Consider the following 21,141-nt stretch of genomic DNA (forward strand, 5'->3'; position numbering starts at 1 on the left):
GGACTCGGTACGGCATTGCATGGACAGGCCTTTCTGTTCGTGCGGGGGAGGGTCTGGTCAGGGCGCGGCGGCCGAGAGCACCTGCAGGTGGCGCTCGGCGACGCGCAGCACCTCGGCTGCGGTGGTCGCGTCGGGGCGCCGGCTCACCTTGAGTCCCAGCGACGGCGCGTCGCCGGCCGCGCGCACGGCGGCGTGCAGGCGGTCGTCGGTGAGCAGCGATTCGGCGTCGGGGTCGAGGGATGCGAAGGGGTGGTGGGCGTCGATCCACGGCCCGCTGTACGGGCCCTCGCGGTCGGACGCTCCGGAGAGCACGAGCGCATCGAGCAGCCCGCTGTCGGCAGCGGCCGCGATCTGCTCGGCGACGGCGTCGGGGTCGCGCAGCTCGATCGCCGAACGGCCCCAGTTCATCCAGAGCCCGACGTCGGCACCGGATGCCCGGATCGCCGAGATCTCACCGTGCAGCGGCAGGAAGCCCTTCTCGGGGGTCTGACCCGGCACGTGCGCATCGCAGTGCTCGATCACCAGGCGGGCACCCGACCAATCGAGCTCGCCCAGCTCGGCGAGCGAGCGCGCCAGCGCGTCGGCATCCGCCTCACCCCGCGGCGCGGTGTGCAGCTCGACGACGGCGACGTGCGCGGCGCTGTGCGAGCTGATGGTCGCGACGTCGGCGGCGACGCGCCGCAGGTCGGCGATCGCCGCCCGACGGCCGTCGTCATCGGCCGAGGCGATGCCGTATCCCGGCGTCGCCAGGCGGCGCATGACGAACGGCAGCGGCGTGAGGGCGAGCGCGACGGCGGGCGCGTTGGCGAGGAACCAGTCGGCGTCGTGCGGGTGGATGCCGTCGATCCACGGCACCTCGAGCGCCGCGACGCCCGGCAGCTCGGCGAGCCCGTTCAGCACGTCGTCCTCGACAGCCGGGTCCCAGTTCGCGAACGCGGGCGACAGCGGATACGCGCTGACGACCACCGGACGGGGCATCAGCCCGCGGTCCGGTCGGCGCCGGCGACCGCGCCGGCGAACCAGGAGGTGATCGTCGAGGGGTGGGTGATCGCCGTGCCCACGCACACGGCGAACGCGCCGGCGCTGATGGCCGCCGCGGCCTGGGCGGGCGTGTGCAGGCGGCCCTCGGCGATGACCGGACGCTCGCACGCCTCGGAGATCAGCGAGATGAGCTCGAGATCGGGGCCGTCGGTCTTCGGGCGCTCGCCGGTGTACCCCGACAGCGTGGTGCCGAGGAAGTCCGCGCCGGCCGCCTCGGCGGCGATCGCGTCGTCGAGCGACCCGCAGTCGGCCATGATCAGCACGTCGCCGTGCGCGCGGATGCCGGCGATGGTCTCTGCGAGCGTCAGCCCGTCAGGGCGGGCCCGGCGGGTGCCGTCGATGGCGACGACATCGGCTCCGGCATCCATCACCGCGCGTGCGTGATCGAGGGTCGGGGTGATGAAGACGTCGTCGTCGCCGTCCTTCCACAGGCCGACGACGGGCACGTCGAGATCGGCGACCGCGCGGATGTCGGCGATCCCCTGCACCCGGATGCCGGCGGCTCCACCGACGATCGCGGCCTGCGCGACCTGCGCCATGGTGCGCGGGTCGCGCATCGCCTCGCCGGGGTAGGCCTGGCACGAGACGATCAGGCGGCCGGCGAGCCGCTCGGGGATATCGGTGAATCGCATCAGTTCCTCCATGCGGATGCCGCGGCTCCGCGCAGCGGGGCGTCGTCGCCGAGGGCTCCCGGCAGGATGGGTGTGGTCTGCAGCGCGTCGATCGCCTCGGCGCGATAGGCGGCGAGCATGGGATTCCACCACGCCTCGCCGATCCGCGGAACGCCGCCGGTCACGACGATCCGCTCGGGGTCGAGCAGCGATGCCGCGCCCGCGAGGGCGCGCCCGACGGCTGCGGCCGAGTCGGCGATGGCCTGCAGGGCGCGCTCGTCGCCCGCGGTCGCCGCCGCGGCGACGCCGCGGGAGTCGAGCACGGCGGGATCACCGCCGAGCCACAGGTAGTGCCGGTGCAGTCCGATGCCGGCGCCGATGGCCTCGAGGTGGCCGATGCGTCCGCACGGGCAGCGCAGATGATCGGCGCCTCGGATGGGCAGGTGCGCGAGCTCGCCGCCGACGTGGTGCGCGCCGCGCAGCGGGCGGGAGTCGACGATCACTCCGGCGCCGATCCCCGTGCCGACGGCGACGATCAGGGCACTCGAGGCGCCCGCGGCCGCGCCATGCCGGAACTCGCCGGCGGCGTGCGCGTCGACGTCGTTCTGCACGGCGACGACGGCGCCCTCGACCAGGCGGTCGGCGAGCCCCGCGCGCACGCGCGCCGAGACGTCGGTGCCCGGCCAGTCGGCGAACGTGTCGGTCGACGACACGATCGTGCCGGTGCGGGCATCCACGACACCGGCGGTGCCGATGCCGACCCCGTCGAGCATCGTCCGCTCGCCGGACGCGGCATCGGCCGCGTCGAGCAGCGACGTCGCGAGGGCCAGGATGGTGCCGATCACGGCATCCGGCCCGTCCGCGGCGCGACTCGGCGCGACGCGCGTCGCGAACGGCACGTCGTCCCGGCCGGCGAGCGCGGCTGCGGTCTTCGTGCCGCCCACGTCGACGGCCAGGACGACCTCTGACATCAGCGCGTCGCGGCCGGCAGCAGTCCCACGCCGGCGAGCACGCCGCCGACCTTCTCGACGGCCTCGCCGTCGAGCGGGGTCACGGTGTGCGCCATGGTCGCGTGCTCGATCAGACCGCGTGCCTTCATCGCCGCCTTGAACGCGCCGACTCCGGTCGCGTCGCCCGAGAGGCCGGTCGGCTGGAAGACGATGTCGAACATGCGGTTGATGCGCTCCTGCTCGCTGCGCGCGGTGTCCCAGTCGCCGCGGCGGGCGGCGTCGAACAGCCGCACGTAGCCCTCGGCCTCGACGTTCGCCGCACCGGGCACCACGCCGTCGGCGCCGGCCAGCAGCATGGCGTCCACGACCATCTCGTGGCCGGTCAGCAGCTGCAGCGGACGGCCGGCCGCCTCGTTGGCGGCGATCAGGCGGCGGAAGCCGACGTCGTCTCCCGACGAGTCCTTGACGCCCGCGATGACGCCCTCGGTGCCGAGCTGGATCAGCAGTTCCAGGCCGAGCTTCTTGTGCACGCGTACGGGCACGTCGTACGCCCACAGCGGCGCGTCGATCGCGGCGGCGATGGTGCGGAAGTGGTCGGCGATCTCGTCCTGCGAGTTCAGCGTGTACAGCGGCGCGGTGGTGACGATCGCGTCGGCACCGGCATCCACGAGCCGGCGGGCGGTCTCGATGATCCGCGGTGCGGTGAGCTCGATGGCACCGGCGATGATCGGCACGCGGCCTGCGTTCGCGGTGGCGATGGTCTTCAGGATGGCCACGCGCTGGTCGTCGGTGAAGTACGCCGTCTCGCCGGTCGAGCCCAGCGCGAACAGGCCGGCGACGCCGGCGTCGACGAGGTACTCGACGAGGCGGGTGAGCGAGGCGTGGTCGACGGTGTGGTCGGGCAGCAGCGGGGTGGCGACAGGGGGGACGATGCCGGCGAAGGCGGGGGATGCAGAGGACATGAGGTTCCGGTTCATTCGTTAGTGGGATGCGGGCGCGAGCAGCGAGGGCGCGGCGCCGAGCAGGGTGCGGGTGTAGTCGTCGGAGGGGTTGTCGAAGATGCTGGCCGCATCGCCGAACTCGACGACCCGGCCGCGGTTCATCACGGCGATCTCGTCGGAGAGGTAGCGCACGGTCTGGATGTCGTGCGAGATGAAGACCATGCCCAGGCCGAGCTGATCCTTGAGGTCCGTGAGCAAGTTGAGGATCTGCGCGCGCACCGAGACGTCGAGCGCCGAGGTCGGCTCGTCGGCGATGATCACCTGCGGGTCGAGCACGAGGGCGCGCGCGATCGCCACGCGCTGCCGCTGGCCGCCGGAGAGCTGGCCGGGCAGGGCGTCGAGGGCGGATGCCGGCAGGCCGACCAGCCCGAGCAGATCGCGCACCTTGCGCTGCCGCGAGGCCGGGTCTCCCAGGCCGTGCACCTGCAGCGGATCCAGCAGCGCGTCACGCACGGTCATGCGGGCGTTCAGCGCGGTGGCCGGATCCTGGAACACGACCGAGAGGATGCGGCCCAGCCGCTTGCGCACGGCGGGCGTGAACGAGCGCACCGGCTCACCGGCGAACACGACCTGCCCGCTGGTGGGCTTCTCGAGCCCGATCAGCACCTTGGCGGACGTCGACTTGCCCGAACCGGACTCGCCCACGATGCCGAGGGTCTGACCGCGCTTGACGGTGAGCGAGACGCCGGCCAGCGCGTCGACGTAGTTCGGCTTGAACAGCGTCGAGGTGCGCGTGCGATAGCGGACGTGCACGTCCTTCAGCTCGATGACGGGTTCGCTCATCGCCCTGCTCCGATCGGCTCGACGGGCGCATCGTCGGGATGCGCGGAGTAAAAGTGCTCGGTGCCGGCGATCTGCCGGCGCACGGGAGTGACTCCGGCGTAGCGCGCGGGATCCGACGAGCGCGGGGCGAAGCGGTCTCCGCGCGGGAAGTCGCGCGGCGACGGCACGACACCCGACACCTGGTGCAGGCGGTCGGAGCCGGCTTCGATCGAGAGCACCGCGCCCAGCAGGCCCTGGGTGTACTCGTGCACCGGCTGGGTGAGCACCTCGCGCGTCGTGCCCTGCTCGACCACTTGACCGGCGTACATGACGGTGATCCGGTGAGTCAGCTCGGCGACGAGAGCGAGGTCGTGCGAGACGAAGATCATCGCGAAGCCGAGCTCGCGCTGCAGCCGCATGAGCAGCTCGACCACCTGCGCCTGCACGGTGACGTCGAGCGCCGTGGTGGGCTCGTCGGCGATCACCAGGCGCGGGTCGCGGGTGAGCGCCATCGCGATCAGCACGCGCTGGCGCTGTCCGCCGGAGAGCTCGTGCGGGTACGAGGCGAGGGTGCGCTTCGGGTCGAGGCCGACCAGCTCGAGCAGCTCTTCGGCCGTGCGGGTGCCGCCGCGGCGGGTGAGCTGCTTCATCTGCGCGCGGATGAGCATGGCCGGGTTGAGCGAGCTCAGCGCGTCCTGGTAGATCATCGCGATGTCGTGCCCGCGCAGCGCGTTGCGCTGTGCGGGATCCATCTGCAGCAGGTCCTCGCCGTCGAACATGATGCGTCCGCGCACGTTCGCCTTCGGGTCGAGCAGGCCCATGATCGCCAGAGAGGTGATCGACTTGCCGCAGCCCGATTCACCGACCAGCGACATGGTCTCGCCCGGGCGCACCGTGAAGCTGACGTGATCGACCACGTCGACGTCACCGTGCCGCGGGAACGAGATGCACAGGTCCTGCACCTCGAGCAGCGGCGCGTCATCGCCGGTGTAGACCATCCGGTCGGTGCGGGCGAGCTCACGTGTGCGCAGCTCGGCGAGACGCTCGGCGAGGGGCACCACGGGCGTCTGCGGAGCCCGCAGCTCGGGCACGCCGCTGGGCACCGACAGGTTCACCGAGGTGTCGACGGTGCGCACGACGTGCGTGTCGTCGAAGCCGGCGCGCTCGAGGTCGGTGGTCGACTCCTCGGTGCCCGCAGCGTCGGCGGTGATCTTGCGCGCCCGCGGCGAGACCATCGCGTCGGTGAGGCCCTCGGAGAGGATGTTCAGGCACAGCACCGTGATCATGATCAGGATGCCGGGGAAGAACGTCGCCCACCACGCGCCGGACATCAGCAGGTTGCGTCCGGCCGCGATGACGTTGCCCCAGCTGGGCTCGGGGTCGGGAACACCCGCCTGCAGGAACGACAGCGAGGCTTCGAAGACGATCGCGTCCGCGACCAGGACGGTGGCGAAGACGAGCACCGGTGCCATCGCGTTGCGCGCGACGTGCTTGATGATGATGCGCGGGGTGCGCGCACCCATCACCCGCACCGACGAGACGTAGTCCTCGCCGTACTGGTCGAGCACGTTGGCGCGCACGATGCGGGTGAGCTGCGGCACGTACAGGAACGCGATGGTCAGCACCAGCACGGGCAGCGACTTGCCGAACACCGCGACGAACACGGCCGCGAGGGCGATGCCGGGGAACGACATGATGACGTCCATCACGCGCATCAGCGTCTCGGACACCCACTTGGGTGCCGTGGCGGCGATGGTGCCGAGCACGCAGGCGACGGCGAGGGCGACGAGTGTCGCACCGAGACCGATCACCAGCGAGTATCGGGCGCCGAAGACGAGGCGCGAGAAGATGTCGCGGCCCTGTCGGTCGGTGCCGAAGATGTGGTCGCCGCCGGGGGCCTGCACCGGGCTGCCCGAGGCGAGCGGGTCGAACGCCGTGACGAGCGGGGCGAACACGGCCGCCAGCGCGATGATCGCCAGGATGGCGATGCAGATGAGGGATCCGACCGACAGGCCGCCGAAGCGCAGGCCGGGAGCGGAGAGTCGTTCAGTGAGTTTGCGTCGCATGGGTCACACCGCCCGGATTCGGGGATTGATGAGCACGTACAGGAGGTCGACGATGATGTTGATCACGACGAAGGCGAGGGCGACGGCGAGCGTCACGCCCTGCACCAGGTTGGGCTCGTTGTTGGTCACGCCGTTGAGGATGAGCGTGCCCATTCCCGGGATGGCGAAGATGATCTCGATCACGACCGCGCCGCCCAGCAGGTAGCCGATGCGCAGACCGAGCACGGTCACGGGGGTGATCAGGGCGTTGCGCAGCACGTTGCGACCGACCACGACCACGCGGGGGATGCCCGCGCCGAGGGCGGTGCGCACGTAATCCTTGTCGAGCTCCTCGACCATCGAGGTGCGCACGACGCGCGACAGCTGGCCGATCACCGGCACGGCGAGGGCGACCGCGGGGAGGGTCATGCGGGCGAGCCAGGCGGAGGGGTCGGTCCAGAAGTCGGGCAGCGGACCGGATGCCGGCAGCACGCCGAGTCCGAGGGTGAAGACCTGGATGAGCAGGATGGCCAGCCAGAACGACGGCGTCGAGAGTGCCGCCACGCCGAAGAAGCGGATCACCTGGTCGGGCCAGCGGTCGCGATACACGGCGGCGATGATGCCGATCGCGAAGGCGAGCACCACGGCGATGATGAGGCCGAAGAACGTCAGCGAGAGGGTGACGGGGAATGCGCGGGACACCTCGTCGATGACGGGGAGGCTGCGCGCGGAGTAGGTGCCGAGGTCGCCCCGGAACAGTCCGGCGAGGAAGCCGAAGTAGCGCGCGAGCAGCGGCAGGTTGAGCCCGTTCTTCTCACGGTATGCCTCGAGGGCCTCGGGCGAGGCGGTCTCGCCGAGTGCGACCCGGGCCTGGTCGATGGGCGAGAAGGACATCACGAAGAACACGAGGAACGTGATGCCCAAGATCATCACGGGCAGCTGCAGAAGCCTGCGGCCGATGAGACTGAGCGTGCTGGACACGGGGGGCCTTCTTGTTCGAGAGGGATCTCCGGGCGGCGCGGCTCGCGCGCCGCCCGGAGGAGGGTCACTTGGCTGCGACCCCGACGTCGAGGAACGACAGGCCGGTGGTCGGAACCGGCTTGAAGCCGACCAGCTCCTGGTCGCTCCACGCGGTGGGCAGCTTGCGGTGGAACAGCGGGTAGAGCACGGCCTGCTCGGAGAGCAGGTCGAACGCCTTGTTCCAGGTCTTCTGCTGCTCGTCGCCGGTCTGCTGGACGGCCTGGTCGAGCAGACCGGTCAGCTCAGCGTACTCAGGCGAGTCGGCCCATGCCGTGCGGGTCTTCGACCACACGTTGTCGCCGTACCACCAGTTCATCAGCAGGTCGGGGTCGACGCCGAAGACCGACGGGTCTCCGGGGGCGACGGCGACCGTGTAGTCGCCGGAGTCGACCTTCTCGTACATGGCCGCGGACTGGCCGATCTCGAGCGTGGTCTTCACGCCCACGGCATCCAGCGATTCCTTGATCAGCGGAGCGACCTCCTTGACCCAGCCGGTGTCGGTGGTCAGAAGCGTGATCGACAGGTCAGAGGCGCCGGCCTCGTCCAGCAGCGACTTCGCCTTCTTGGGGTCGTAGGTGTAGACCGTCGACGCCTTGTTGTAGTTCTTGTAGTTCTCGGGCAGGAACGACGTGGCGGCGGTGGCGTTGCCGAGCATGCCGGTCTCGATGATCTTGTCCATGTCGAGCGCGTAGTGCAGCGCCTGACGCACCCGCGGGTCGTCGAACGGCTTCGCCTTGGTGTTGAACATCATGAACAGCAGACCGAACGACTGCACGCTCTCGACCTCGGCGGCCGACGCGAGCGAGTCGACGTCGATGTAGGGCACGTCCTCCATGGCCTGGATGGTGCCGGTCGACATGGCGGTCACACGGGCCGAGGGGTCGGCCAGCAGGTTCCAGTTCATGCCGGCGGCGAGGGCCGGGTGCGGGCCGTTGTAGTCGTCGTAGCGCTCGAAGACGATCTTGTCCTCGGGCACGGCCGAGACGAGGGTGTAGGGGCCCGAGCCGACGGGCTTCGAGGCGAATGCCTCGGGGTCGGCCTCGACGACGGCCTTCGGCACGATCTTCACGACGCCGAGGCGGTCGTTGATCAGCGAGAACGGGTAGTCGGTGGTGATCTGCACGGTGTCCTCATCGACGGCGGTGACCGTGTCGATGAAGTCGATGAACGAGAGGAACAGCGAGTTGTTCGCCGGGTCGAGCACGCGCTGGTAGCTGAAGACGACGTCGTCGGAGGTGACCGGGTCACCGTTCTGGAACGTCGCACCCTCGCGGATGTCGATCTCGTACGTGGTGTCGTCGACCTTCTTGGGGAGGTCGGCGGCAAGTGCCGGCGCGGGCTTCTGGCTCACGGGGTCGAGGTCGACCAGGCCCTCGAAGATGTGCCAGTTCGCCGAGACGGTGACGGCGCCGGAGGCGACCATCGGGTCGAAGCTGCCGCTCAGCGAGTACGAGATGCCCGCCTCGATGGTGGCGTTCGGGTCGACCTTGCCGGGCTCGGCGCCGGCGTCATTCTTTTCGGGGGCTGCGGCACCGCAGCCGGAGAGCGCGACGGCGACGGCGATCGAGCCGGCCAGCGCCGCCCCGAATCGGGTCCCGCGCCTGCGAGGGATGTAACGGGTCATGTGATGCTCCAGTTTCGGGAGGGACGACATCGTCGGGACATCAGATGTCTGATGTACTATAAACACAGATGGGTGACGTTCTCAACAGCAGTCACCCGTTCGTGACAATGAGATGATCGACCTGACGTGAGAGGAAGTGCGAGTTGATCCCGACCCGATCTCGTGCGTCCCGCATGCGCCGCGCGACGACGGCGGATCAGATCAAGCAGCTCATCCTCACCCGCAGCCTGCGCCCCGGTGACCCGCTGCCGACCGAGTCCGAGCTGTGCGAGACGCTCGACGTGTCGCGTTCGTCGGTGCGCGAGGCGATCCGCACCCTGTCGACGCTCGACATCGTCGATGTGCGCCACGGACACGGCACGTTCGTCGGCGAGATGTCGCTCGATCCGATGGTGGAGGCGCTCGTGTTCCGCGGTGTGCTCTCACCCGAGGGGTCGCTGCAGGCGCTCCGCGAGGTCGTCGAGGTGCGCCTCGCGCTCGACCTGTCGATGGCCGAGCGCGTCGTCGAAGCGGGCACGGCCGAGAGCGGGCATCCGGCGCTCTCCGATCTCGTCGACGAGATGGTCGACAAGGCCGGCCGCGGCGAGAACTTCCTCGAGGCCGATCGCGCCTTCCACACGCAGCTGTTCGCCCGCACCGGCAACCACCTGGTCGGCCAGCTCGTCGGTGCCTTCTGGGACGTGCACACGGCGGTGCTGCCGCAGCTGAAGATCGCTCCCCCGGCCGACATCGAGAGCACCGCGAAGGCGCACGGCGACATGCTCGACGCGGTGCGCGCCGGAGACGTCGAGGCGTATCGCCGAGCCGTGATCGAGCACTACGCGCCCCTGCAGCGGGTGCTCGCCCAGTCGTCCTGACCGCGACCGCGTCGTCCCGCGCATCCGCCGTCGCGTCTGCCCACGTCGGGGCATCCGCCGCGCGATGCCCCCGTCGCGCGATGCACTCCGGGGAACGTAACGCCGGTCGGGGGTCGGGCAGCCCGTCAGCCGCCGGGCCGGTCGGGTCACCAGGGGCTGGGTCGGTAGTCCTTCAGGAACACGCCCTGCAGGTCGACGCCCGCCTCGCCCTGCACGATCGGGTCGTACACGCGGGCGGCGCCGTCGACGAGGTCGAGCGGGGCGTGGAAGCCTTCTTCCGCCAGGCGCACCTTCGTGAAGTGCGGGCGCTCGTCGGTGATCCAGCCGGTGTCGACGGCGGTCATCAGAATGCCGTCGGTCTCGAGCATCTCGCCGGCGCTGGTGCGCGTCAGCATGTTGAGTGCGGCCTTCGCCATGTTGGTGTGCGGATGCCCTGGACCCTTGTACCGGCGGGAGAACTGGCCCTCCATCGCCGAGACGTTGACGATGTACTTGCGGCGCGCGGTCGACGCCGCCATCGACGCCCGCAGCCGGCTGATCAGCAGGAAGGGCGCCGTGGTGTTGCACAGCTGCACCTCGAGCATCTCGAGCGGGTCGACCTGCTCGACCGACTGCACCCAGCTGTTCACGCGGTTCACGTCGGGCACGAGGCCGCCCGCGTCGATCGCCGTGCCGTCGGCGTGCTTGACGAGCGACGACGAGCCTGGCGCCATGGCAAGGCGTGCGAGGTCTTCCGCCGTGAGCGCCTGCCCGCCCTGCTCGGCGACCGTGCCGCCGAGGGCTGCGACCGACAGCAGCGGATGCGCGTCGACCGACGCCTGCAGCGCCTGCGGGTGCGGGTCGGCGGTGTGCCCGAAGGTCTCCATCTCGGGCAGCGGTCCGTCGGGCAGGGGCTGCAGTTCGGCATCCGCCAGCAGCGAGTACGCACCCGGCGAGCGCCGTACGGTCTGCGCCGCGTTGTTGATGAGGATGTCGAGCGGCCCCTGGGCCGCGACCGAGTCGGCGAGGCCGATCACCTGCGCAGGGTCGCGCAGGTCGATGCCGACGACCCGCAGCCGGTGCAGCCAGTCGGAGGCATCCGGCAGCGACGAGAACCGACGCACCGCATCGCGCGGGAAGCGGGTCGTGATGGTCAGGTGCGCGCCGTCGCGCAGCAGGCGCAGGGCGATGTGCATGCCGATCTTCGCGCGCCCGCCGGTGAGCAGGGCGCGTCGGCCGGTGAGGTCGGTGCGGGCGTCGCGCTTGCCGTGGCTGAACAGGGCGCACTCCGGGCACAGCTGGTGGTAGAACGCATCCACCCGGGTGTACGGCTGCTTGCAGATGTAGCAGTTGCGGGGCTTGAGCAGTTCACCGGCGCTGGGCGCGTCGGTCACCCGCGAGCTGAGGTCGAGCCCGCGGGTCTCGTCGTCGATGCGGTCGGGCGCCCCGGTCGCGGTGCGCGCGACGACGGCCTTGTCGGCCTCAGCGATGGCATCCCGGATCTCCTTGCGGCGCGCGCGCTTGACGGCCTTGAACATGTTGGCGGTGGCGCGGCGGACGGCGAGGTAGTCCGGATGCTGCTGATCGACCTCATCGAGCGAGGCGAGCACCCGCAGGGTGGTGGCGAGGTCGTCGGGGTCGATGCCGGAGGCGGACAGCGAGGGGACATCGGTCATTAGGCTGATTCTACGCGGCCCAGCTGTGACCCCCTGGGCGTTGTCGGCACCCCGGCGTAGGGTCGGCACATGAGCACCTTCTCTCCTGCGGACCCGTCTGTTCGCCAGGGCATCGTCCCCGGTTATCTGCTGGCGCAGCTGGCGAGATCCGAGCGCTACCCGCACGCCGCTCGCGCCGCGAGGCAGACGCTCATCGCCGGCCGCCCCGCCTTCCACGCGGCGCTCCAGCTGTCGATCGACGAGAGCGGCGCACTCGTGGCCGAGGTGACGTCGGCTCCCACCCGCACGATCTTCGACGCGCAGAACACCGAGACCCTCCCGGGCGTGATCGTGCGCACCGAAGACGACGCGCCGGTCGCCGACGCCGCGGTGAACGAGGCGTTCGACGGGCTCGGGGCGACGTTCCAGATGCTGCTCGACGCGTTCGAGCGCGACTCGCTCGACGGCCAGGGGGCACCGTTGAACGCGACCGTGCACTACGGCGAGGACTACGACAACGCCTTCTGGGACGGTTCGCGCATGGTGTTCGGCGACGGTGACGGCGAGGTGTTCGTCGGCTTCACCCGATCGGTCTCGGTCATCGGACACGAACTCGGTCACGGTGTGATCCAGAGCACGGCGGGACTCGTCTACCGCGATCAGTCCGGCGCGCTGAACGAGTCGATCGCCGACGTGCTGGGTGTCCTGACCGAGCAGCACCTGCGCGATCAGACCGCCGATCAGGCGTCGTGGCTGGTCGGCGAGGGCATCTTCACGGATGCCGTGCAGGGGCGGGCGCTGCGCTCGATGCTCGAGCCCGGCACCGCCTATGACGACGACGAGCTGGGCAAGGATCCGCAGCCGGCGCACATGCGCGACTACGTCCAGACCGTGGAAGACAACGGCGGCGTGCACATCAATTCGGGCATCCCGAACCGCGCCTTCGCGCTGGCGGCGACAGCGATCGGCGGGCACGCGTGGGAGGGCGCGGGTCTCGCCTGGTACCGCGCACTCACCGGCGACCTGTCGTCGACGGCCGATTTCACCGAGTTCGCCGAGAAGACGATCGCCGCCGCGGGCAGCATCGGGTCTACCGTGGAGTCAGCGGTCCGCGACGCGTGGATCGCGGTCGGAGTGATCGAGGATGCACGAGCACGAACCCCCCGCTGACCGTGCGGGAACCGACGATGCGCAGGATCGCATCGTCATCGCCGTGGTGCGCAGCGGCGGCATCGCCGGGCTCCGCCGCCGCTGGCGGGCGGAGCCGGCGCCCGAGCAGGCGCCGACGTGGATCGAGCTCGTCGACCGCTGTCCGTGGGACGAGCGACTGGATCCGGATGCCCGTGGCGCCGACCGCTACGTGTGGAGCATCCACGCCCGCCTGCGCGACCAGCAGCTCGAGCAGGTCGTTCCCGACACCCGGCTCGAGGGCGCGTGGCGCGAGCTCGTCGACGCGGTGCGGGAAGCCGACACCGGCACAGGCACAGGCACAGGCACAGGCACAGGCACAGACCAGCAGCAGACGCCCGACTGATCGACGAAGGAGCGACATGACTCAGAAGATCATCCCCAACCTCTGGTTCGCCGGCGACGCGGGCGACGCCGGCGAGTTCTACAGCTCAGCCCTGCCTCAGACGAGCGCGCACGTCGCGATGCGCTACCCCGATGAGCTGCCGGACTTCCAAAAGGGTCTCGAGGGTGAGCCGGTGGTGGTCGACCTCGATGTCGCCGGGTTCCGCATCACGATGATCAACTCCGACGACACGTTCCGTCCGACGCCGTCGATTTCGTTCATGCTGAACTTCGATCCGCTGCTGTTCGACGGGGATGCCGATGCCGCCCGCGCCGAGCTCGATCGCACCTGGGCCGCCCTGTCGGACGGCGGCCAGGCTCTCATGCCGCTCGGCGACTACCCGTTCAGCCCGTACTACGGGTGGGTGCAAGACCGGTACGGCGTCAGTTGGCAGCTCATGCTCGCCGGTCCCGGCGGCGGCCCGCGTCCTTTCGTGATGGTGCAGGTGATGTTCTCCGGCGTCGCGCAGAACCGGGCTCGCGAGGCGGTCGACTTCTACCTGTCGCTGTTCGACGACACCGCGTTCGGCACGGTGGTGGAGTATCCCGAGGCGACCGGCACCGCCGCGGCGGGCAGCGTGATGTTCGGCGAGTTCCGCATCGGCGAGCAGTGGTTCTCGTTCATGGACTCGAACGTCAGGCACGAGTTCGGCTTCACGCCCGGTGTGTCGCTCGAGATCCGCTGCACGGACCAGGCCGAGATCGATCATTTCTGGGATGCGCTCTCGGCGGTGCCCGACGCCGAGCAGTGCGGCTGGCTGGTCGACCGGTACGGCGTGAGTTGGCAGGTCGTACCCGAGAACATGGGCGAGCTGCTGGCCAAGCCGGGGGCGTATCAGCGGATGCTCGACATGAAGAAACTGGTGATCGCCGACTTCTGAGATCGGGCCTGAGAGTGCCGGAGCGGAGGAGAATGAAGACATGGGACTGTTCACACAGAAGCCGCAGGAGCCCAGTGCGTGGGCTGCTCTGCCCGGTGAGCCGCTCGACGAGACGAACCCCACCGAGCAGCTCGATGACGCGCCCTCGCTCGATCTGCTGGATGTCGGGCTCAGCGCCCAGTACTCCACCGTCGTCTTCCCGGTGACGGCGCCCGCTCCCGAAGCGGCCGACACCGGCGACACCGGCGAGTAGGTCAGCGCTTTCGGTTTCGGGCGCGCCGGGACGCGACGAGCAGCACGGCGCCGCCGGCCAGCAGCGCCGCGACGGCGGCGATCCGCATGGGCAGCAGCTCGTCGGTGAAGCGCGAAGTGAACGACACCAGCGCGAGAACGAAGCCCACACCGAGCAGCACGGCTGCAGCCAGCCAGGCAAGCACGGGCATCCGCCGCCCCGACCCCTGCGGCCGAGACACGTTCGGGGGCTGCCGGTGGAACGATCGGGCGACGACGATCACGACCAGCGCGATCACGACCACGATGATCACGGTCTTCAGCGCGAATCCGGTCACTTCTCGAGAGTACCGACTGCGGGCGGTGTCTCACCGACGCCCTACGGTTGAAGGATGACGATCACCGCCGCCGCCGACGGCTCCGCCCTCGGCAATCCGGGTCCGTGCGGCTGGGCCTGGTACATCGACGACGACCGCTGGGCCGCAGGCGGCTCCCCGCACGGCACGAACAACCAGGGCGAGCTTCGTGCGGTGCTCGAACTGCTGCGCGCGACCGCCGGCGTCGACGAGAAGCTCATCATCGAGTGCGACTCACGGTACGTGATCGACTCGGTGACGAAGTGGATGCCGGGATGGAAGCGCCGCGGATGGCGCAAGGCCGACGGAGCCCCGGTGCTCAACCGCGACCTGCTCGAGGGCATCGACGAGGCGATGCGCGGCCGCGACGTCGAGTTCTCGTGGGTGAAGGGGCATGCCGGGCATCCGCTCAACGAAGCAGCCGACGAGCGCGCGAACGCCGCCGCGAAGGCGTACCAGCAGAAGCAGGAGCCGCGTCGTGGCCCCGGTTTCACGTCGGCGGCGGATGCCGGCGCGTCCCTCGCCGGTGCGATGTCCGTCTCGGCGGCGGCGCCCGCCCGGGCCACGCCCGACGCCGCTCTGCTCTGGGCCGAGCCCGCTGATCTGCTCGAGGGGCTCGAGGGTTCTTCGACAGGTCCTTCGTCAGGCCCTTCGACGGGCTCAGGACAGGCCGAAGAAACCCAGGCGTCCGACCCGCTCGAGCTGACCGTCTCACTCAGCGCGGCCGAGCAAGAGCGGCTGCGCGACCGCGCCGACGCGCAGGGCATCTCTCTCGAAGACGCGCTGCGCCGGCTGATCTGAGCCTGCGTGGCAGACTGACGCCATGTGGATCGGCTGGATCGAGTTCGACATCGTGCTCGGCGATGTCCATTCGCTCAAGCAGAAGCGCAGCATCATCCGGCCGATCATCGCCGATCTCCGCCGGCGCACCGAGGCCGCCGCCGCCGAGGTGGGCGCGCAGGACCTGCACCGTCGCGCGCTGATCGGCGTCTCGGTCGTCGCGACGCACGCCTCCCACGTGCGTGACGTGCTCGATCAGGCGGAGCGGATGCTGGCTGAGCAGCACCCCGAGGTGACGCTGCTCTCGGCCCGGCGAGGTCTGCATTCCAGCAGCGACGAGTGACCGGCGGCGGCGACCTGCGTACACTCGCGGGATGGCGACCACTGCGCAGACGATCACCCGCGCCGCCCTCGGCGGGCTGCTGCTGTTCACCGGGACAGCGCATCTCACGTTCGCCCGGCGCGGGTTCCGCGTCGCGGTTCCCGACTGGATGCCGGGTGATCCGGATGCCACGGTCGTGGCATCCGGCTGGGCCGAGATCGCACTGGGCTCGGCGCTGCTGCTCGCCCGGCGGCGTCGGCGCGGCGTCGGCCGCCTCGTCGCGCTGTTCTTCATCGCCGTGTTCCCCGGCAACGTCTCGCAGTGGACGCATCACCGCAGCGTCCCCGGACTCGACACCGAGATGAAGCGGTTCGGGCGCCTGTTCCTGCAGCCGGTGCTGGTGCTGCTGGCCCTGTGGTCGACGCGCGACTGACGCTCAGCTCTCGAGCGAGACGCGCGTGCGCGGCAGAGCGTCCGGATGCTCCTGCTGCAGCCACGTCATCATCTGCTCGCGGACGTCGCAGCGCAGCGTCCACAGGTCATCGGAGTCCTTGGCCGAGACCGTGCAGCGCACGGTGACGAAGCCGCCCTGCGAATCGGTGACGACCACGCCGCTGCTGCGGCGATCCCAGGCCTCGGAGGCCGCCACGATCTCGTCGAACTTGGCGCGCACGGCATCCATCGGCACCCGCCAGTCGAGGTCGAGGTAGACGGTGCCGAGGATGGCGTCCGAGCGGCGGGTCCACGTCTCGATGACGTTGGTCGTGAAGTAGCTGCACGGGATGACCAGGCGGCGTTCGTCCCACACGTAGACGACGACGTACGAGAGGTTCAGCTCACCGATCCGGCCGAACTCGCCGTCGATCACGACGACGTCGCCCACCCGGATCGAGTCGGTGAAGGCGATCTGGATGCCGGCGATGAGGTTGCCGAAGATCGACTGCGCCGCGAGTCCGGCGATCACCGAGACGATGCCGGCGGATGCCAGCACGCTCGTACCCACGACGCGCAGCGACGGGAACGAGAACAGGGCCATGCCCACCGCGATCACCGCGATGAGCACGACCGTGAGCCGCTGGATGATGAGGATCTGCGTGCGCCGGCGACGCAGGTCGGCGCCCGAGAAGGTGACCTTCTCACGAGTGAGCAGCCCCTCGAACGCGAACGACGTGACCGTGGCCAGCAGCCAGGCTCCCGCGAGGATCGTGGCGATCAGCAGCAGGTGCGAGACGGCCGGCCACCATTCCTCGCGCGCCGGCTGGCTGACCGACGCGGCGGTCCAGAGCGCGATGATGAGCACGACCACCGCCCACGGGCGGCCGGCACGACGGTACAGGTCGCGCATCCAGGCGGCCCTGCGACCCACCACCGACGCGATGGCGCGCGGGGCGAGTACGGCGGCGATCGCGGCCGCCAGGGCGATGCCGACGGCGACGGCGGTTCCGGTCCACGAGGTCCAATCGAGCATCCTTCCACCGTAGGCGGCGCCCTGTCGGGTTCCTGAGTGTCGGGTGATCCGGGCCACACGGGCGCCGGCGCGCGTACCATCGGGACATGACGTCACCCGCCCGCATGCTCGCTCGTATCGCCCTCGGCGGCTTCCTCACCTTCGCCGGGGTCAGCCATCTCACGGTCGCGCGCCGTGAGTTTCAGGCGCAGGTGCCCGACTGGGTGCCGGGCGATCCGGATGCGACGGTCGTGGCATCCGGTCTGGTCGAGGTCGGCCTCGGCACGGCGTTGCTGTTCGCGTGGCGTCAGCGCCGGATGGTCGGGGTGCTGACCGCGCTGTTCTTCATCGTGATCTTCCCCGGCAACGTGTCGCAGTGGACGCATCATCGAGACGGGTTCGGGCTCGACACCGACATGAAGCGCTTCGCGCGACTGTTCTTCCAGCCGGTGCTCGTGTGGCTCGCGCTGTGGAGCACCCGCCGGGGGTGAGCGGGCCGATCCGGTGGTCCGGTGCCGTCAGACGGTGAGCACCGACGACTCGAGTCGCTGGTACGAGGCCTCCATGCCGTCGGCCATGCCGGTCGCGAGCACCATGTCGCGGGTCTCCTTGTCGGGGAACTCCATCAGCACGGTGATGAGAGTGGCGCCGTCTTCTTCGTAGAGGGTGAGGTCGTTGAGGATGTCGGGGCCGTCGGTTCCGGACATCCGCTCCAGCTGCACCGCGCGGCGCGGGGCGTCGACGAGAAGCACTTCGCCCTCGAAGCCGAACGGCTCGCCCTCGGTGTCGCCGACCGGCGCCCACTCGTTGCGGTAGCGGTCGCCGGCCTGCAGGCCGACCTCGCAGACGGTCATCTCCCATCCGTCGGGTCCGAGCATCCACCGCTTGATCAGCTCGGGCTCGGTGTGCGCGCGCCAGACCAGATCGCGCGGGCCGTCGACGAGACGCGTGATGCGCACGTGCATGTCGTCGAGCATCTCGACCTGCGTGCCCTTGCCCTGGGCGTAGTCGCGGAGATCCTGCAGCACGGCATCCAGCTGCGACAGCGCCATGCGGGTGCCCTCGACGGCGCCCATGGCGACGACCTGCTCGAGCGCGTCGAGCGAGACGAAGTGGCTGGTGTTGCGCATGCGGGTGCCGGTGGAGGTGGGTTCGAAGGTGAACTCCATGCGCATCGCGGGCAGGTCATCGTTCGGGTTGCCCTGCTCGTCGGCGAAGCCGTCGAGCACCTCGAAGCGGTGCGGCTGCTCGATCGCGAGGAACTCCCAGTATCCCGATGCCTTCTCGCCGCGTGGGCCGTGCATCGTGTAGGTGGCACGGCCGCCGACCTCGTGGTCCCACGAGGTGAAGGTGGCCGGCCAGCCGGGAGGGCCCCAGAACCGGCCGAGCTGCTCGGGGTCGCTGTAGACGCCCCAGACGCGTTCGACGGGTGCGGCGAGATCGGCGACGACGGTCATCGTCAGGTTCTCGTGGTCGGTGGTGATGTCGATGACAGGCATGTCAGTCTCCTTTGACGGGGTTATCGGGGTCTTCTCGGGCCGGTGAGCCTGTCGAACCGCTCGCCAGCAGGTCATCGAGCCGGGCGATGCGTGCTCGCCACAGCTCTTCGTATCGGGCGAGAAGCGCCCGCGCACGGGCGATCATCTCGGGGTTCGCGCGGACGAGCCGCTCGCGTCCCTCGGCGCGCTTGATGATGAGGCCGGCCTCTTCGAGGACGGCGACATGCTTCTGCACCGCCGCGAACGACATCTCGTAGTCGCTCGCGAGGGTGGAGACGGAATACTCGCGCTCGACCGTCCGGCGCAGGATGTCGCGCCGGGTCGAGATCGCGAGTGCGTGGAACACACGGTCGATCTCCGCTTCGCTGAGTTCTGTTCGTACAACCATTTGGTTGTACGTTACGACCGGCGGATGCCGCTGTCAAGAACTTTCTTCTCAAGAACGCGTGCAGTGGCACACAGTGGCCTTTGGATGACACAAGGCTCAGACCGAGCGAAACCGCGAGTGAGGAATGGCGGACGCGCTAGCAACTCGAGACGTTGCGCGGATGCACTTACTGAACGCGTCACGCGCCGGGCATCCATTTCCATTCGATCAGGCAGACGCATCGATAGCCTGAGCGAATGAGTTTGACCCGTTGTGAAGGGAGTACGAAGTGAGACTGAGCTTTGAGCGTACGAGTGGGACCATCCGCGAAGCTGTGACGCCGGAGGAACTCCCTAGGTTCACTGTGATATCTGGGCCAAATGGATCCGGCAAGTCAAATCTGCTCACCGCGATCTTGGACGGGTCCCTTTCGGTGGAAGGGCTACCTGTCGCTAACGCCGGGGAGCAGCAAGGTGTTCGGTTGTTTCGCCTTGCGGAGCTTGTCCCTTTTGCGGATGGCGCGCAGTCCCCAGCCGCTTACCGCGAGCGATACGTGCAAGCGTTCCAGCAGTTCGACAACTACAGAAGGGATATTCGGCAGCCTTTCAGCGGTATCCCTGAATCCGCGTGGGCAGAAACACTCGAACTTGTAACCGTTCAGAACCGATGGGTCTCCGAAGCCGCACTTCAGAGTATCCTCGACCGCTCCGGCCGCTCCATCCTGGAACTCGAACTCAACGACTTCCGCGAGCATCACCCCCTAATCGACGGAGTGCGCGATCCGTTTGCTATCAGCGCAACCGAGATCTTCCTGTCCTACCACGACCGATACAACCGAAATCGATTCGAGCAGTGGCGCGTCGAGCAAGGCGACCAAGGTCTTTCGCCGCTGACACAGGACCAGTTCGTCGCAAATTACGGGCCAGCTCCGTGGGAGCTCCTTGACGAGACCCTAGCCCTCATCGGCCTTGGGTACAGGTTCGTGCCTCCACACGGAGTTGAAGATTCTGTCAGCTATGTGGCTCGGCTAGAACACCTCGAGAGCGGCGATGTAGTGCTCACTGACCAGCTCTCGAGCGGCGAGAAGACGCTGCTGACTGTCGCGCTCACACTCTTCACAGGTGAGCGTCTCGACCGATCGATCGAGATGCCAAAGGTGCTACTGCTTGACGAAGCGGACGCGAGCCTCCACCCGATGATGATCCGAAGCTTGCTCAACGTAATAGTGGAACTATTCTGCGACCGGTACGGCGTAGACGTGATACTCACGACGCACTCACCTACTACCGTGGCGCTCGCACCGGAGTCGGCTCTTTTCGTCATGAGGCGGAACGACTCTCCTCGCTTGATCAAGGCGACCCGCGACGAGGCCCTCGCCAGCTTGATCGTCGGGCTGCCAACCCTCAGCATCAGTGTTGACAATCGCCGTCAAGTCTTCGTGGAGAGCGAAGACGACGAGAGTTGCTATCAGGCGCTTTATGACCTGCTTCGCAAAGAACTAGCATCGCCGATTTCCCTGCATTTCATCGCGTCCGGTCGCGGTGGTCAAGGTAATTCAGACGCTGTTCTTCGGCTTGTAGCACAGCTCCGCGCGTCAGGCAATGACAGGGTGAGCGGGCTTGTGGATCGGGACGACAGAGGCGGAGCCCCGGAAGGCATTTATTTCTGTGAGCGCAGGTATGCGATCGAGAACCTGATTCTCGACCCACTCGGCGTCGGAGTTTATTTACTGCGTCGCGGGATACTGAGCGGCACAGACGTCGGCGATGACTCGCTTCGCCACTTCCAAGTTAGTGAGGCGAGCGCGCAGAACATCGTTGACGTGGTTACGCAGCGGGTGCTTGGTTCGCCAACACTGCTGGAGCAGGTCGACTATGTCGGTGGGTTCAACTGTCAAGTTGCGAGTGACTGGCTGAATCGTCAAGGCCATGATCTCGAAGCCGCGATCGTCGCGGCATTCCCCGGCCTCAACCAAGAAGGGCGTGGCCTGAAGCGTCGACTTATCGAATCAGCGTACGCGGACATCCCGACGTGCGTCCCGAGCGACGTCGTCGCACTCCTCAAGCAGGTGCTTCTTGGTGGGTAGCCGAGTGAGGCTGCTGGGGCAGCAACGGCCAGGTCTACGCCACGCCCCTCAACGA

General features: G+C 68.9%; 23 protein-coding genes. 10 read left to right on the plus strand and 13 right to left on the minus strand.

All coding sequences use genetic code 11. The features are described 5' to 3' along the window. Nucleotides 1-57: 57 nt before the first annotated feature. The 8 genes from ACWIDW_RS12230 to ACWIDW_RS12265 form a co-directional block, all read right to left on the minus strand. A complete protein-coding gene (locus ACWIDW_RS12230; RefSeq protein WP_454125594.1) occupies nt 58-978 on the minus strand; it encodes a DUF4862 family protein in 921 nt (306 codons plus the stop codon). Continuing rightward, nucleotides 978-1,673: an N-acetylmannosamine-6-phosphate 2-epimerase gene (locus ACWIDW_RS12235; RefSeq protein WP_454125595.1), complete on the minus strand. Its 696-nt coding sequence runs from the start codon at nt 1,671-1,673 to the stop codon at nt 978-980. The genes ACWIDW_RS12230 and ACWIDW_RS12235 overlap by 1 nt, the downstream gene beginning before the upstream one ends. Continuing rightward, nucleotides 1,673-2,623: an ROK family protein gene (locus ACWIDW_RS12240; RefSeq protein ID WP_454125596.1), complete on the minus strand. Its 951-nt coding sequence runs from the start codon at nt 2,621-2,623 to the stop codon at nt 1,673-1,675. Before ACWIDW_RS12240 ends, ACWIDW_RS12235 begins: the two co-directional genes overlap by 1 nt. After that, nucleotides 2,623-3,564 (minus strand): dihydrodipicolinate synthase family protein, encoded by a 942-nt coding sequence (locus ACWIDW_RS12245; RefSeq protein ID WP_454125597.1) that lies wholly within the window; start codon nt 3,562-3,564, stop codon nt 2,623-2,625. Before ACWIDW_RS12245 ends, ACWIDW_RS12240 begins: the two co-directional genes overlap by 1 nt. A gap of 18 nt (nt 3,565-3,582) precedes the next feature. Further along, on the minus strand, nt 3,583-4,386 hold the full coding sequence (locus ACWIDW_RS12250) for an ABC transporter ATP-binding protein (RefSeq protein ID WP_313357145.1): 804 nt from the start codon (nt 4,384-4,386) through the stop codon (nt 3,583-3,585). Next, nucleotides 4,383-6,431, minus strand: a complete 2,049-nt coding sequence (locus ACWIDW_RS12255) for a dipeptide/oligopeptide/nickel ABC transporter permease/ATP-binding protein (protein WP_454125598.1) — start codon at nt 6,429-6,431, stop codon at nt 4,383-4,385. Before ACWIDW_RS12255 ends, ACWIDW_RS12250 begins: the two co-directional genes overlap by 4 nt. 3 nt (nt 6,432-6,434) lie before the next feature. Beyond that, nucleotides 6,435-7,391 carry an ABC transporter permease gene (locus ACWIDW_RS12260; protein WP_454125599.1) on the minus strand — a complete coding sequence of 319 codons (957 nt, stop codon included), beginning with the start codon at nt 7,389-7,391 and terminating at the stop codon, nt 6,435-6,437. Between the two features lie 64 nt (nt 7,392-7,455). Continuing rightward, on the minus strand, nt 7,456-9,054 hold the full coding sequence (locus ACWIDW_RS12265; RefSeq protein WP_454125600.1) for an ABC transporter substrate-binding protein: 1,599 nt from the start codon (nt 9,052-9,054) through the stop codon (nt 7,456-7,458). Between the two features lie 143 nt (nt 9,055-9,197). Here ACWIDW_RS12265 and ACWIDW_RS12270 point away from each other — a divergent pair, with 143 nt between their 5' ends. Next, nucleotides 9,198-9,911, plus strand: a complete 714-nt coding sequence (locus ACWIDW_RS12270) for a FadR/GntR family transcriptional regulator (RefSeq protein WP_454125601.1) — start codon at nt 9,198-9,200, stop codon at nt 9,909-9,911. Between the two features lie 146 nt (nt 9,912-10,057). On the opposite strand, the gene ACWIDW_RS12275 is transcribed toward ACWIDW_RS12270, so the two are convergent. Next, nucleotides 10,058-11,566, minus strand: a complete 1,509-nt coding sequence (locus ACWIDW_RS12275) for an SDR family NAD(P)-dependent oxidoreductase (protein WP_454125602.1) — start codon at nt 11,564-11,566, stop codon at nt 10,058-10,060. Between the two features lie 69 nt (nt 11,567-11,635). Here ACWIDW_RS12275 and ACWIDW_RS12280 point away from each other — a divergent pair, with 69 nt between their 5' ends. From ACWIDW_RS12280 to ACWIDW_RS12295, 4 genes are read left to right on the plus strand one after another with little or no spacing between them, the layout of a single operon-like run. Then, nucleotides 11,636-12,715, plus strand: a complete 1,080-nt coding sequence (locus ACWIDW_RS12280; protein ID WP_454125603.1) for a M4 family metallopeptidase — start codon at nt 11,636-11,638, stop codon at nt 12,713-12,715. Continuing rightward, a complete protein-coding gene (locus tag ACWIDW_RS12285) occupies nt 12,690-13,079 on the plus strand; it encodes a protealysin inhibitor emfourin (protein ID WP_454125604.1) in 390 nt (129 codons plus the stop codon). Before ACWIDW_RS12280 ends, ACWIDW_RS12285 begins: the two co-directional genes overlap by 26 nt. 16 nt (nt 13,080-13,095) lie before the next feature. After that, nucleotides 13,096-13,998 (plus strand): VOC family protein, encoded by a 903-nt coding sequence (locus tag ACWIDW_RS12290; protein ID WP_454125605.1) that lies wholly within the window; start codon nt 13,096-13,098, stop codon nt 13,996-13,998. A gap of 40 nt (nt 13,999-14,038) precedes the next feature. Next, nucleotides 14,039-14,251 (plus strand): hypothetical protein, encoded by a 213-nt coding sequence (locus ACWIDW_RS12295; protein ID WP_454125606.1) that lies wholly within the window; start codon nt 14,039-14,041, stop codon nt 14,249-14,251. A 1-nt stretch (nt 14,252) separates the two neighbouring features. On the opposite strand, the gene ACWIDW_RS12300 is transcribed toward ACWIDW_RS12295, so the two are convergent. Then, nucleotides 14,253-14,567, minus strand: a complete 315-nt coding sequence (locus tag ACWIDW_RS12300; protein WP_454125607.1) for a hypothetical protein — start codon at nt 14,565-14,567, stop codon at nt 14,253-14,255. Between the two features lie 54 nt (nt 14,568-14,621). On the opposite strand from ACWIDW_RS12300, the gene ACWIDW_RS12305 reads away from it, so the two are divergent. Genes ACWIDW_RS12305 through ACWIDW_RS12315 form a run of 3 tightly spaced genes read left to right on the plus strand, consistent with a single transcriptional unit; the run spans nt 14,622 to nt 16,120 of the window. Further along, complete coding sequence (locus ACWIDW_RS12305; protein WP_454125608.1) at nt 14,622-15,386, plus strand: ribonuclease H family protein; 765 nt, start codon at nt 14,622-14,624, stop codon at nt 15,384-15,386. Between the two features lie 22 nt (nt 15,387-15,408). Continuing rightward, on the plus strand, nt 15,409-15,708 hold the full coding sequence (locus tag ACWIDW_RS12310; RefSeq protein WP_454125609.1) for a DUF503 domain-containing protein: 300 nt from the start codon (nt 15,409-15,411) through the stop codon (nt 15,706-15,708). A 31-nt stretch (nt 15,709-15,739) separates the two neighbouring features. Continuing rightward, nucleotides 15,740-16,120 (plus strand): DoxX family protein, encoded by a 381-nt coding sequence (locus tag ACWIDW_RS12315; protein ID WP_454125610.1) that lies wholly within the window; start codon nt 15,740-15,742, stop codon nt 16,118-16,120. 3 nt (nt 16,121-16,123) lie between these two features. On the opposite strand, the gene ACWIDW_RS12320 is transcribed toward ACWIDW_RS12315, so the two are convergent. After that, entirely contained in the window at nt 16,124-17,155 is a 1,032-nt protein-coding gene (locus ACWIDW_RS12320) for a mechanosensitive ion channel family protein (protein ID WP_454125611.1), read from the minus strand. 86 nt (nt 17,156-17,241) lie between these two features. On the opposite strand from ACWIDW_RS12320, the gene ACWIDW_RS12325 reads away from it, so the two are divergent. Beyond that, complete coding sequence (locus ACWIDW_RS12325) at nt 17,242-17,625, plus strand: DoxX family protein (protein WP_454125612.1); 384 nt, start codon at nt 17,242-17,244, stop codon at nt 17,623-17,625. Between the two features lie 27 nt (nt 17,626-17,652). On the opposite strand, the gene ACWIDW_RS12330 is transcribed toward ACWIDW_RS12325, so the two are convergent. Both ACWIDW_RS12330 and ACWIDW_RS12335 read right to left on the minus strand, forming a co-directional pair. Beyond that, nucleotides 17,653-18,633 carry an SRPBCC family protein gene (locus ACWIDW_RS12330; RefSeq protein WP_454125613.1) on the minus strand — a complete coding sequence of 327 codons (981 nt, stop codon included), beginning with the start codon at nt 18,631-18,633 and terminating at the stop codon, nt 17,653-17,655. Nucleotide 18,634: 1 nt separating this feature from the next. Continuing rightward, a complete protein-coding gene (locus ACWIDW_RS12335) occupies nt 18,635-19,021 on the minus strand; it encodes an ArsR/SmtB family transcription factor (protein ID WP_454125614.1) in 387 nt (128 codons plus the stop codon). A gap of 343 nt (nt 19,022-19,364) precedes the next feature. Here ACWIDW_RS12335 and ACWIDW_RS12340 point away from each other — a divergent pair, with 343 nt between their 5' ends. Further along, nucleotides 19,365-21,086 (plus strand): AAA family ATPase, encoded by a 1,722-nt coding sequence (locus ACWIDW_RS12340; RefSeq protein WP_454125704.1) that lies wholly within the window; start codon nt 19,365-19,367, stop codon nt 21,084-21,086. Nucleotides 21,087-21,141 lie beyond the last annotated feature (55 nt).

The sequence above is a fragment of the Microbacterium sp. NPDC055312 genome, assembly GCF_053645675.1.